We start from the raw sequence: 12,182 nt of genomic DNA, 5'->3' as shown, positions 1-12,182 counted from the left end.
AAACCCGCGTATTCGCGGGTTTTTTCGTAAACCGTGCCGATTACAGGCTGGATACGTTCTCAGACAGGTATTTAGCTACGCCGTCTGGGGAAGCCGCCATACCTTCTTTACCTTTTTCCCACTGAGCCGGGCACACTTCACCGTGCTCTTCGTGGAACTGGAGCGCGTCAACCATGCGCAGCATTTCGTCGATGTTACGACCCAGCGGCAGATCGTTCACAACCTGGTGACGAACGATGCCGTTTGCATCGATCAGGAAAGAACCACGCAGTGCAACGCCAGCGTCCGGATGTTCGATACCGTAAGCCTGCTGGATTTCGCGTTTGATGTCCGCAACCATCGCGTATTTCACCGCACCGATGCCGCCGTTTTCGACAGGGGTGTTACGCCATGCGTTGTGTACAAATTCAGAGTCGAAGGAGACGCCAACCACTTCCACGCCACGCTTCTGGAATTCTTCGTAACGTTTGTCGAACGCGATCAGCTCAGACGGGCAAACGAAAGTGAAGTCCATTGGCCAGAAGAACAGAACGGTCGCTTTACCGTTGGTATGCTGTTTGAAGTTGAAGTTTTCAACGATTTCACCATTGCCCAGAACGGCGGCAGCTGTAAAATCCGGAGCCGGACGAGTTACCAGAACCATATGATTCTCCTGTAGATACTAAGGTTATTTGGAACGCAACGCGGGCCAGTATAGAGGCAGTACGGGAATAAGACAAAGAGGTGGTAACAATCGTTCCACCAGCTTTTACCTATCAATCATACCGGCATCACAGTTCTTTATTTTTCGCCTGCGTCATCATACGCGGGTAGAACTGCCAGAAGCGGGTTTCCAGCGCATCGTAATGTTCATCCAGGTCATGCCATGAGTCGCGCAGCGCGTCCAGACGCGGTCGACGGCTCGCCATGCCGTTCAGGACGTTCTGAATGAAATCCATCTCGCGGTATCGCTCCAGCCAGCGTTCAGACCAGAGATAGTTATTCAGATTTACAAAGCGCGGCGGGGAGTCCGGCAAAATGATCGACACCTGCGCGTGGGCGTAGCGCACAAACTCAGGCAGCGACATATCAGGCGACAGCTGCGACCAGTGGCGCGACAGGAAATGATCCCACATGACGTCGAGCGTGATCGGCGCCACCCGTCGCGTTTCGGGGCGGAACCAGGTTTTGGCTTCCGTCACTTCCGGCAGGTTATCGGTCAGCACGTCGATGCGGCGGTGCATAAAAATTCCGTCGACAACCTCAGGGGAATACGCTTCCGCCGGGTTGCCGCGTACAAAATCGGCCAGCAAATTGCCGGAGAGGGAGCTGTCCGCGAGGTGAGCGAGATGCAGGTGAGCGAGAAAATTCATGCGTTTTCGTTGTCCGGTGGCGGCTAGTTGTTGCAGCAAAAGGGTGTGAGCACTAGACTATGCCGCCTGTTTTTAAGTCACGAGTATACGTCATGCGCGTCGCCGATTTCTCCTTTGAACTACCTGAATCCCTGATTGCTCACTACCCCATGCCTGAGCGTAGCAGCTGTCGCTTGCTGTCACTGGACGGGCCAACGGGCGCGCTGACGCACGGTACTTTCACCGATCTGCTCGACAAGCTCAACCCTGGCGATCTGCTGGTCTTTAATAATACCCGCGTGATCCCGGCGCGTCTGTTTGGCCGTAAAGCCAGCGGCGGCAAGATTGAGGTGCTGGTCGAACGTATGCTCGATGATAAACGTATTCTGGCACATATTCGCGCCTCCAAAGCGCCTAAGCCGGGCGCGGAGCTGCTGCTGGGGGATGACGAGAGCATCAAAGCGACCATGACCGCGCGTCACGACGCGCTGTTCGAGGTGGAGTTCAACGACGAACGCACGGTGCTTGATATCCTCAACGCCATCGGCCACATGCCGCTGCCGCCGTACATTGAACGCCCGGACGAAGAGGCCGACCGCGAGCTGTATCAGACCGTCTACAGCCAGAAGCCGGGTGCGGTGGCGGCGCCAACGGCGGGCCTGCACTTTGATGAACCGCTGCTGGAAAAGCTGCGCGCCAAGGGCGTTGAGATGGCCTTCGTGACGCTGCACGTCGGCGCGGGGACGTTCCAGCCGGTACGCGTGGACAGCATCGAAGATCACATCATGCACTCTGAGTACGCCGAAGTGCCGCAGGAGGTGGTGGATGCGGTGCTGGCGGCGAAAGCGCGCGGAAGCCGCGTCGTGGCCGTCGGTACAACGTCGGTACGTTCCCTTGAGAGCGCCGCGCAGGCCGCGAAAAGCGAGCTGATTGAACCGTTCTTTGGCGATACGCAGATTTTTATCTACCCGGGCTATCAGTACAAAGTCATTGATGCGCTGGTGACCAACTTCCATCTGCCTGAATCGACGCTGATTATGCTGGTTTCCGCGTTTGCGGGGTATCAGCATACGATGAACGCCTACAAGTCTGCGGTAGAACAAAAATATCGCTTTTTTAGCTACGGTGACGCGATGTTTATCACGTACAATCCGCAGGCTTTGAATGAGCGTGTCGGGGAATAAGTCCGCGGCACTGTGTTACAACGTTGGACTGTTTTTCTGACGTCGGAGAAAAAATGAAATTTGAACTCGATACCACCGATGGTCGCGCGCGTCGCGGTCGTCTGGTGTTTGATCGCGGCGTGGTAGAAACCCCCGCGTTTATGCCTGTGGGCACGTACGGCACCGTAAAAGGAATGACGCCGGAAGAAGTTGAAGCCACTGGCGCACAGATTATCCTCGGCAACACCTTCCACCTGTGGCTGCGTCCAGGCCAGGAGATCATGAAGCTCCACGGCGATCTGCACGACTTCATGCAGTGGAAAGGCCCCATCCTCACCGACTCCGGCGGTTTCCAGGTCTTCAGCCTGGGCGATATCCGTAAGATCACTGAGCAGGGCGTACACTTCCGTAACCCGATCAACGGCGATCCAATCTTCCTCGATCCAGAAAAATCCATGGAGATTCAGTACGATCTCGGCTCCGATATCGTAATGATCTTCGACGAATGTACGCCATACCCGGCGGACTGGGACTACGCCAAGCGTTCTATGGAGATGTCCCTGCGTTGGGCGAAGCGTAGCCGCGACCGTTTTGACTCCCTGCAAAACAAAAATGCGCTGTTCGGCATTATCCAGGGCAGCGTTTACGAAGATTTACGCGATATCTCGGTTAAAGGTCTGGTAGAGATAGGCTTTGATGGCTACGCTGTCGGCGGTTTGGCTGTGGGTGAGCCGAAGGAAGATATGCACCGCATTCTGGAGCATGTCTGCCCGCAAATCCCGGCGGATAAACCACGATACCTGATGGGTGTGGGTAAACCAGAAGATCTGGTGGAAGGCGTACGTCGCGGCATTGATATGTTCGACTGCGTTATGCCAACCCGAAACGCGCGTAACGGTCATCTGTTCGTTACCGATGGCGTGGTGAAAATCCGTAACGCGAAGCATAAGAGTGACACCAGCCCGCTCGATTCCGAGTGCGATTGCTATACCTGTCGCAATTATTCTCGCGCGTACCTGCATCATCTCGATCGTTGCAACGAGATTTTGGGGGCGCGTCTCAATACCATTCATAATCTTCGTTATTATCAGCGCTTAATGGCTGGTTTACGTAAGGCTATCGAAGAGGGTAAATTAGAGAGCTTCGTGACCGATTTCTACCAACGTCAGGGGCGGGATGTTCCACCGTTGAACGTTGATTAATTTTAATAATGAGGGAATTTGAATGAGCTTTTTTATTTCTGATGCGGTAGCAGCAACGGGTGCACCAGCGCAGGGCAGCCCGATGTCTCTGATTCTGATGCTGGTTGTGTTCGGTCTGATCTTCTACTTCATGATCCTGCGTCCACAGCAGAAGCGTACTAAAGAGCACAAAAACCTGATGAACTCCATCGCGAAGGGCGATGAAGTCCTGACCAATGGTGGCCTGGTGGGTCGCGTAACCAAAGTAGCGGAAAACGGCTACATTGCTATCGCCCTCAACGACACCACTGAAGTGGTTATCAAACGTGACTTCGTAGCTGCCGTTCTGCCGAAAGGCACCATGAAGGCGCTGTAATCCCAACTTTTCCCAAAGGGAACTGCCGTGTTAAACCGTTATCCTTTGTGGAAGTACATCATGCTGGTCGTCGTGATTATCGTCGGCCTGCTGTACGCGCTTCCCAACCTGTATGGTGAGGATCCGGCCGTTCAAATCACTGGCGCGCGCGGTGTCGCCGCCAGTGAGCAAACGCTGATCCAGGTCCAGAAAACGTTACAAGAAGAAAAAATTACCGCTAAGTCTGTGGCACTGGAAGAGGGCGCAATTCTTGCTCGCTTCGACACCACCGACACGCAGCTCCGCGCACGTGAAGCGCTGATGGGCGTGCTGGGTGATAAATATGTCGTGGCGCTTAACCTTGCTCCTGCAACCCCACGCTGGCTGGCTGCGCTGAACGCAGAGCCAATGAAACTGGGTCTTGACCTGCGTGGCGGCGTTCACTTCCTGATGGAAGTGGATATGGATACCGCGCTCGGCAAGTTACAGGAACAGAATATCGACAGCCTGCGCAGCGATCTGCGCGATAAGGGCATTCCGTACACCACCGTACGTAAAGAAGATAACTACGGCATGAGCATCACGTTCCGCGACAGCGCGGCACGCGATCAGGCTGTGACCTATCTGTCTCAGCGTCACCGCGATCTGGTTATCACCTCTCAGGGCAGCAATCAGCTGCGTGCGGTAATGACCGACGCGCGTCTGAGTGAAGCACGTGAATACGCCGTTCAGCAGAACATTAACATTCTGCGTAACCGTGTAAACCAGCTGGGCGTGGCTGAGCCACTGGTACAGCGTCAGGGTGCAGACCGTATCGTGGTCGAACTGCCGGGTATCCAGGATACCGCCCGTGCGAAAGAGATTCTGGGCGCGACGGCGACCCTGGAGTTCCGTCTGGTTAACTCCAACGTTGACCAGGCTGCTGCGGCTTCAGGCCGTGTGCCGGGCGATTCCGAAGTGAAGCAGACCCGCGAAGGCCAGCCGGTTGTGCTGTACAAACGCGTGATCCTGACCGGTGACCATATCACCGACTCCACTTCAAGCCAGGATGAGTACAACCAGCCGCAGGTTAACATCTCGCTGGATAGCGCAGGTGGCAACATCATGTCTAACTTCACCAAGGACAACATCGGCAAGCCGATGGCGACCCTGTTCGTGGAGTACAAAGACAGCGGTAAGAAAGACGCCAATGGCCGTGCCGTGCTGGTGAAAGAGGAAGAGGTGATTAACATCGCCAACATCCAGTCTCGTCTGGGTAACAGCTTCCGTATTACCGGTATCAGCAACCCGAACGAAGCGCGTCAGCTCTCTCTGCTGCTGCGTGCCGGTGCGCTGATTGCGCCAATTCAGATTGTTGAAGAACGTACCATCGGTCCAACCCTGGGTATGCAGAACATCAAACAGGGTCTGGAAGCGTGTCTGGCCGGTCTGGCGGTGTCCATCATCTTCATGATCTTCTTCTATAAGAAGTTCGGCCTGATTGCGACCTCCGCGCTGATTGCCAACCTGGTGCTGATCATCGGTATCATGTCCCTGCTGCCGGGGGCGACGCTAACCATGCCAGGTATCGCGGGTATCGTTCTAACCCTTGCGGTGGCGGTCGACGCCAACGTACTGATAAACGAACGTATCAAAGAAGAGCTGAGCAACGGTCGTTCTGTACAGCAGGCGATTGAAGAAGGCTACAAAGGGGCGTTCAGCTCCATCTTCGATGCGAACGTAACAACACTGATTAAGGTTCTTATCCTGTATGCAGTGGGTACTGGCGCGATCAAAGGCTTTGCGATTACTACCGGTATCGGTGTCGCAACGTCGATGTTTACCGCTATTGTCGGCACCCGTGCCATCGTGAACCTGCTGTACGGCGGCAAGCGCGTCAAAAAGCTGTCTATCTGAGGAGTGCGTTGTGGCACAGGAATATACTGTTGAACAATTGAACCACGGCCGTAAAGTCTGGGACTTTATGCGCTGGGACTACTGGGCCTTCGGCATTTCAGGTTTTCTGCTGATCTTGTCCATCGTCATTATGGGCGTGAAAGGCTTTAACTGGGGCCTGGATTTCACCGGTGGTACGGTGATCGAAATTACCCTGGAAAAACCGGTCGATATGGACCAGATGCGTGAGTCTCTGCAAAAAGCGGGCTTTGAAGAGCCGCTGCTACAGAACTTCGGCAGCAGCCGCGACATCATGGTGCGTATGCCGCCGGTACACGATGCCAACGGCAGCCAGGAGTTGGGCAGCAAGGTCGTTCAGGTTATTAACGAAACGACCAGCCAGGATGCAACGGTTAAGCGTATTGAGTTTGTCGGCCCGAGCGTTGGTGCTGACCTGGCGCAGACCGGTGCGATGGCGCTGCTTGTGGCGCTGATCTCGATCCTGATTTACGTCGGTTTCCGCTTTGAGTGGCGACTGGCGGCAGGCGTGGTTATCGCCCTGGCGCACGACGTGGTGATCACCATGGGCATACTGTCTCTCTTCCACATTGAGATTGACCTGACGATTGTGGCATCCCTGATGTCCGTTATCGGTTACTCACTGAACGACAGTATCGTGGTATCTGACCGTATTCGTGAAAACTTCCGTAAGATCCGTCGCGGCACGCCGTACGAAATCTTTAACGTGTCGTTGACCCAGACGCTGCACCGTACGTTGATCACCTCCGGCACCACCCTGATGGTGATCCTGATGCTGTTCCTGTTCGGTGGCCCGGTGCTGGAAGGCTTCTCGCTGACCATGCTGATCGGTGTGTCTATCGGTACGGCCTCGTCTATCTACGTCGCGTCCGCGCTGGCGCTGAAGCTGGGCATGAAGCGCGAGCATCTGATCCAGCAGAAAGTCGAGAAAGAAGGGGCGGATCAGCCGTCCATTCTGCCGTAAGCGTCTTATGCGGTATCGAAATCCCGGCCTGCTGGCCGGGATTTTTTTGTCTGCATCTCACAAACACTCCTGACAGTATGCTGTCAGGAGCCCTGTCGTAGACTCCTTCTGAACCCTAACAACAGGCAGGAGGACGTATGAAAAGTGTCATTAACTGGTTTGAAATTCCGGTCGCCGATATGGATCGCGCCACCAAATTTTATGAGTCGGTGATGCAGGTCGCGCTGCGGCGCGAGAAGATGGACGTGGCTGAGCTGGCGGTTTTCCCGCACGAGGATCCGGCCACCGGCGGCGCGCTGGCGAAATTTGACGGCGTTACACCCTCTTCGCAGGGCGCTATTATTTACCTGCATACTGACAATCTGGCGGCCACGCTCGATCGTATTGCTTCTGCGGGCGGTGAGTGCGTGTTTGGCCCGCTGGAACTGCCGCAAGGCATTGGCACTATAGCCCTGTTTACCGACAGCGAAGGTAATCGCGTCGGCCTCCATCAACCGGTATGAGAGTAAACCGATGACCCGACGCGCTGACCGTTTGTTCCAGATTGTGCAGATCCTGCGGGGCAGGCGTCTGACAACGGCAGCGCATCTGGCGGAAAGGCTTGGCGTGTCCGAGCGCACGGTGTACCGCGATATCCGCGACCTGTCGCTTTCCGGCGTGCCGGTGGAAGGCGAGGCGGGAAGCGGATATCGGCTAATGTCGGGTTTTGATTTACCCCCGTTGATGCTGACCAACAAGGAGTCCGAGGCGCTGATGGTGGCGATCCGTCTGCTCAAAACCTGGGGCGGGGAATCGCTGTCGCGCGAGCTGGAGTCGGCCCAGGAAAAAGTGCTGGCGATCCTGCCAGAAGAGAGCCGCCGCAAAGCTGAACAGACGCGAATTTACGCGCCGGATATTGCCCTTCAGCCACACTCCCGTAGTGGTTTCGACGTGATCCACCAGGCAATTTCTGCCCTGCGTGTGCTGGCGCTGCACTATCGCGATGAAGCCGGGCAGTTAACCTGGCGTGAGGTTCAGCCGCTGGGGCTGTTCTTCTGGGGTGAGCACTGGCTGCTGGCCGCGTGGTGTGAACGGCGCGATGACTATCGCTGCTTCCGTCTCGACCGGTGTTTGCATATTACGCTGACGGAAAGACACTTTAGCGAAAGCGCGGACAGGTCGCTGGCGGATTTTTTGCGCAAGGTGAAGCAGTAAAAAGCCGGGTGGCGAGGTAAAAGCAAAACGGCAACGATGTTGCCGTTTTTTGTGTTTGCGCCCTCTCCCGTGGGAGAGGGAAGGGGTGAGGGCACCAGCCCGCACAATCCCGCACTGATTAGAAGTTGTAACCCACGACCAGGTAACCGCCCCAACCGGTAGAACGAACGCTGAAGTCGCCGTTGCCGAAGTTCAGGCTGGCGTCGTCGTTCCACTGACCACCGTTGTGCCAGTAACGCGCAACAACAGAGTAGTGCCAGTGATCGTAGTTCAGCGCCAGGATGTGGCTGGACGCGATGGAGTCGTTAGTGCGCGCTTTTCTGCCGTTCAGGTCGCGGAAATCGTTATCGCCCAGGTCTGAACCCCAGTCAAAGTTGGTGAAGCCGATATAGCTCAGGTTGCCGCCCCACAGTTGGGTAATTGGCACAAAGTATTTCACTTTGAAACGGTAGCCATCCCACTCGTTCTCGTTCGCAGCGCCGTAGTTCTGCCACTGGTATTTTGCGTAGACGTTCATGGACAGGCTCATCGGCAGGCCAGTCTCAATGTCTGTACCCAGACCCATATACCAGGTGCTCTGGCGACCGGACTTGTTGCGGCCCATGTCGTAGATGTAGTTGTTTGCGAAATACCACTCTTTGAACGGACCAAACGCCAGACTGGTACCAGTCAGTTTATCAATGGAGAAGCGTGGTTCGATCTCCATGAACAGTGGGGAACCGTGGTTCCAGATACCTTTCGCGTCGGTGTTACCGCCGAAGAATACCGGTGCGTCCATGTAGCCATAGAAATCAAACCAGTCTTTTTTTGCGAATGCTTCGTACTCGAGGTAAGTATCGTTACGGATCTGCGGTCCGAAACGGGTATGGTAGCTGCCTACCACGTTAACGCTCTGGTGCCACCAGTCGGAGAGGTATTGTGGTTTGTCGTTTTCCGCTGCGTTAACAGTGAAAGAGGAGGACAGAGCCAGAACTGCACCGGCTGCGAGTAATGTTTTTTTCATAATCATGCCACTGATTGAAATTCCCTTCCGGGAGTGAAAAATGCGCGAATTGCGTTTCTAAATATTTCGTGTTTCTGCGGAGCCTATTATAGGAATCCTTGCTCACAAAAATATGTGTTGTTTCACATATCTCTCACATACGTAATCGATTGCGTTCACGTTTGCGTACTTTAGACGGGCGCGATTGTAGCGGCAATCATTTATGTTGCCAATCCATACGAAATGTAAATGTTAGCGGAGTGACATTTCACTCCGCTAAAAGGGCGGGTTATTGCGCGGCGGGTTGAATGTCGTGAATACGGATAAAGCCCAGCTGTTCTGGCGTCAGTCCGCTCAGCTGGAGCGGGATGTCAACATCGCTCGGCGCCAGCGTGCTGGCGGGGGCGGTGAAGAGCTGATTCTTCACGTTCACTTCCTGATAGCTCTCCGTGGTGCCCTGAATCTGGCCCCACTCTACGGTGCCGCTGAACGCGGGCAGCGGATCGTTGGACTCACCCTGAATGCGTAATGTTGCGCGAGTACCATCGGCATTCGCTGCAACATTCACCAGAGACATCTTTAGCGTGCCAATCTGGCTGTTCAGACGCGCGGGCGTGTTTGCACCTGGCAATAAATAAACGCCATTGCTGGATTTGGCATTCAGCGCGTTCTGCTGGGTGATCTTCACGGTTTCTTTATTAAGTTTGTCCATCGCCACGTTAAGCGTATTCACGCTTTGTTTCATCTCGCGGACTTCGCTTTGCTGTGCGCAGGCGCTAAGCGTGAACAGGCTCCCCACCAGCACTATTTTCAGGTAACGTCTTGTCATTGCGTTTAATTCCTTGAAATCACAGATTGCTGCAATGGTAGACAGGATAGTGCCGTCAGGCATAGATCCTTTGTCTCAAAAAGCTCTTCCTTTGTTGTCGGGCCAGTTCAGGGTAAAATAGAAATCAGTTAACCAGATAACAGGGACATCGTATGCATTGCCCATTTTGCTCCGCTGTGGATACCAAAGTCATCGACTCACGTCTTGTAGGCGAAGGGTCTTCCGTGCGTCGTCGTCGGCAGTGTCTGGTGTGCAACGAGCGTTTTACCACCTTCGAGGTGGCAGAGCTGGTAATGCCGCGCGTGGTAAAAAGTAACGATGTGCGCGAACCGTTCAATGAAGAAAAACTGCGTAGCGGGATGCTCAAGGCGCTGGAAAAACGGCCCGTCAGCTCCGATGACGTCGAAATGGCGTTAAACCACATTAAATCTTATCTGCGGGGGTTAGGTGAGCGCGAAGTGCCGAGCAAAATGATCGGCAATCTGGTGATGGAACAGCTGAAAAAGCTCGATAAAGTCGCCTATATCCGCTTTGCCTCCGTTTACCGCAGCTTCGAAGACATCAAAGAGTTTGGCGAAGAGATCGCCCGCTTACAGGATTAAGACCATGCACGACGAGATGTACATGGCGCGAGCCATGAAGCTGGCGCAGCGCGGTCGGTTTACCACTCACCCTAACCCCAATGTCGGGTGCGTCATTGTTAAAGATGGTGAGATCGTGGGGGAAGGTTTTCACTATCGCGCAGGCGAGCCGCATGCTGAAGTGCATGCCTTGCGCATGGCGGGGGAGAAAGCGCGTGGCGCGACGGCCTATGTGACGCTGGAGCCATGCAGCCACCATGGGCGTACGCCGCCGTGCTGTGAAGCGCTGATTGCGGCGGGCGTCTCGCGCGTTGTCGCCGCCATGCAGGATCCTAACCCGCAGGTAGCGGGCCGCGGACTGTATCGTCTGCAACAGGAAGGCATCGACGTCAGCCACGGCCTGATGATGCAGGATGCGGAAGCCCTGAATAAAGGCTTCCTGAAGCGTATGCGCACCGGCTTCCCGTTTATCCAGCTTAAGCTTGGCGCGTCACTGGATGGCCGCACGGCGATGGCGAACGGCGAGAGCCAGTGGATCACCTCGCCACAGGCAAGGCGCGATGTGCAACGTCTGCGCGCGCAAAGCCATGCTATTCTCACCAGCAGTGAAACGGTACTGGCTGACGATCCGGCCATGACCGTACGCTGGGAAGAGCTGAATGCAGATACGCAGGCGCTCTATCCGCAGGAGAACCTGCGTCAGCCGCTGCGCATTATTATTGATAGCCAGAACCGCGTGACGCCGGAGCACCGCATCGTGCAGCAGCCGGGGGAAACCTGGATTGCACGCACCAAAGAAGATACGCGCGAATGGCCGCAAGGCGTGCGCAGCATTACGGTGCCGGAACATAACGGGCATCTGGATCTGGTGGTGCTGATGATGTTGCTCGGCAAACAGCAGGTCAACAGCATCTGGGTTGAAGCCGGTCCGACGCTCGCCGGCGCACTGCTCCAGGCGGGGCTGGTGGATGAGCTTCTCGTCTACGTTGCGCCTAAACTGTTAGGTAACGACGCGCGCGGCCTGTTTGTGCTGCCCGGCCTTGAAAAACTGGCCGATGCGCCGCAACTCTCATTCAGTGAGATTCGTCCGGTAGGCCCGGATGTCTGCCTCCATTTAACGACAGCGTAATTGCTCCTGAAATAGGGAAGCAGTACGCAAAGTATTATGATAAAATCCGCCCCCCTGCGGGGCCAAATGAACCCGTAAAGGAAGAGTATGAACATTATTGAAGCTGCTGTAGCTACCCCGGACGCTCGCGTCGCCATCACCATTGCGCGTTTCAACAACTTCATCAATGATAGCCTGCTGGAAGGTGCGGTTGACGCCCTGAAACGTATCGGCCAGGTTAAAGATGACAACATTACCGTCGTTTGGGTACCAGGTGCTTACGAACTGCCACTGGCAGCGGGCGCGCTGGCGAAAACCGGTAAATACGACGCGGTGATTGCGCTGGGTACTGTTATTCGTGGCGGCACTGCGCACTTCGAATACGTTGCGGGCGGTGCAAGCAATGGTCTGGCGCACGTTGCGCAGGATGCTGAAATTCCTGTCGCGTTCGGCGTGCTGACCACCGAAAGTATTGAACAAGCCATCGAACGTGCTGGCACCAAAGCCGGTAACAAAGGTGCAGAAGCTGCACTGACCGCGCTTGAAATGATCAATGTATTGAAAGCCATCAAGGCCTGAT

The 12,182-nt window shown here is 55.2% G+C and carries 14 protein-coding genes; 10 read left to right on the top strand and 4 right to left on the bottom strand.

Features of this window, described 5'->3' with window-relative positions; all coding sequences use genetic code 11:
- Window positions 1-40: 40 nt before the first annotated feature.
- Both ACOTZD_RS17480 and acpH read right to left on the bottom strand, forming a co-directional pair.
- The gene (locus ACOTZD_RS17480; RefSeq protein ID WP_003859113.1) at window positions 41-643 is read right to left on the bottom strand and encodes a peroxiredoxin C; all 603 of its coding nucleotides are present in this window, start codon (window positions 641-643) and stop codon (window positions 41-43) included.
- Between the two features lie 127 nt (window positions 644-770).
- A complete protein-coding gene (acpH, locus tag ACOTZD_RS17475; protein ID WP_032608636.1) occupies window positions 771-1,352 on the bottom strand; it encodes an ACP phosphodiesterase in 582 nt (193 codons plus the stop codon).
- A gap of 92 nt (window positions 1,353-1,444) precedes the next feature.
- Between acpH and queA the strand changes: the two genes are divergently transcribed.
- The 7 genes from queA to ACOTZD_RS17440 all read left to right on the top strand — a co-directional run bounded on the left by queA (window position 1,445) and on the right by ACOTZD_RS17440 (window position 8,102).
- Complete coding sequence (gene queA, locus ACOTZD_RS17470) at window positions 1,445-2,515, top strand: tRNA preQ1(34) S-adenosylmethionine ribosyltransferase-isomerase QueA (protein WP_003859111.1); 1,071 nt, start codon at window positions 1,445-1,447, stop codon at window positions 2,513-2,515.
- Between the two features lie 53 nt (window positions 2,516-2,568).
- A complete protein-coding gene (gene tgt, locus ACOTZD_RS17465; protein ID WP_003859110.1) occupies window positions 2,569-3,696 on the top strand; it encodes a tRNA guanosine(34) transglycosylase Tgt in 1,128 nt (375 codons plus the stop codon).
- Between the two features lie 22 nt (window positions 3,697-3,718).
- Window positions 3,719-4,051, top strand: a complete 333-nt coding sequence (gene yajC / locus ACOTZD_RS17460) for a preprotein translocase subunit YajC (protein WP_003859109.1) — start codon at window positions 3,719-3,721, stop codon at window positions 4,049-4,051.
- Between the two features lie 27 nt (window positions 4,052-4,078).
- Complete coding sequence (secD, locus tag ACOTZD_RS17455) at window positions 4,079-5,926, top strand: protein translocase subunit SecD (protein ID WP_003859106.1); 1,848 nt, start codon at window positions 4,079-4,081, stop codon at window positions 5,924-5,926.
- 10 nt (window positions 5,927-5,936) lie between these two features.
- On the top strand, window positions 5,937-6,908 hold the full coding sequence (secF, locus tag ACOTZD_RS17450) for a protein translocase subunit SecF (RefSeq protein WP_003859105.1): 972 nt from the start codon (window positions 5,937-5,939) through the stop codon (window positions 6,906-6,908).
- A 137-nt stretch (window positions 6,909-7,045) separates the two neighbouring features.
- A complete protein-coding gene (locus tag ACOTZD_RS17445; protein ID WP_032657358.1) occupies window positions 7,046-7,411 on the top strand; it encodes a VOC family protein in 366 nt (121 codons plus the stop codon).
- Window positions 7,412-7,421: 10 nt separating this feature from the next.
- The gene (locus ACOTZD_RS17440; protein WP_022650457.1) at window positions 7,422-8,102 is read left to right on the top strand and encodes a helix-turn-helix transcriptional regulator; all 681 of its coding nucleotides are present in this window, start codon (window positions 7,422-7,424) and stop codon (window positions 8,100-8,102) included.
- A gap of 118 nt (window positions 8,103-8,220) precedes the next feature.
- Here the strand turns inward: ACOTZD_RS17440 and ACOTZD_RS17435 are convergent, their stop codons facing one another.
- Both ACOTZD_RS17435 and ACOTZD_RS17430 read right to left on the bottom strand, forming a co-directional pair.
- Window positions 8,221-9,105, bottom strand: coding sequence for a nucleoside-specific channel-forming protein Tsx (locus tag ACOTZD_RS17435; RefSeq protein WP_032610182.1), 885 nt, complete (start codon window positions 9,103-9,105; stop codon window positions 8,221-8,223).
- A gap of 268 nt (window positions 9,106-9,373) precedes the next feature.
- Entirely contained in the window at window positions 9,374-9,913 is a 540-nt protein-coding gene (locus ACOTZD_RS17430; protein WP_003859100.1) for a DUF3251 domain-containing protein, read from the bottom strand.
- 152 nt (window positions 9,914-10,065) lie between these two features.
- Here ACOTZD_RS17430 and nrdR point away from each other — a divergent pair, with 152 nt between their 5' ends.
- The 3 genes from nrdR to ribE all read left to right on the top strand — a co-directional run bounded on the left by nrdR (window position 10,066) and on the right by ribE (window position 12,181).
- Window positions 10,066-10,515 (top strand): transcriptional regulator NrdR, encoded by a 450-nt coding sequence (nrdR, locus tag ACOTZD_RS17425; protein ID WP_003859099.1) that lies wholly within the window; start codon window positions 10,066-10,068, stop codon window positions 10,513-10,515.
- Between the two features lie 4 nt (window positions 10,516-10,519).
- Window positions 10,520-11,623 (top strand): bifunctional diaminohydroxyphosphoribosylaminopyrimidine deaminase/5-amino-6-(5-phosphoribosylamino)uracil reductase RibD, encoded by a 1,104-nt coding sequence (gene ribD, locus ACOTZD_RS17420; RefSeq protein ID WP_022650459.1) that lies wholly within the window; start codon window positions 10,520-10,522, stop codon window positions 11,621-11,623.
- 87 nt (window positions 11,624-11,710) lie between these two features.
- The gene (gene ribE / locus ACOTZD_RS17415; RefSeq protein ID WP_003859098.1) at window positions 11,711-12,181 is read left to right on the top strand and encodes a 6,7-dimethyl-8-ribityllumazine synthase; all 471 of its coding nucleotides are present in this window, start codon (window positions 11,711-11,713) and stop codon (window positions 12,179-12,181) included.
- Window position 12,182 lies beyond the last annotated feature (1 nt).

Source organism: Enterobacter cloacae complex sp. SHL022 (assembly GCF_049237785.1).
In the GTDB taxonomy this organism is placed as follows: Bacteria; Pseudomonadota; Gammaproteobacteria; order Enterobacterales; family Enterobacteriaceae; genus Enterobacter; species Enterobacter hormaechei_C.
This window is presented reverse-complemented; position numbering and strand designations above follow the sequence as displayed.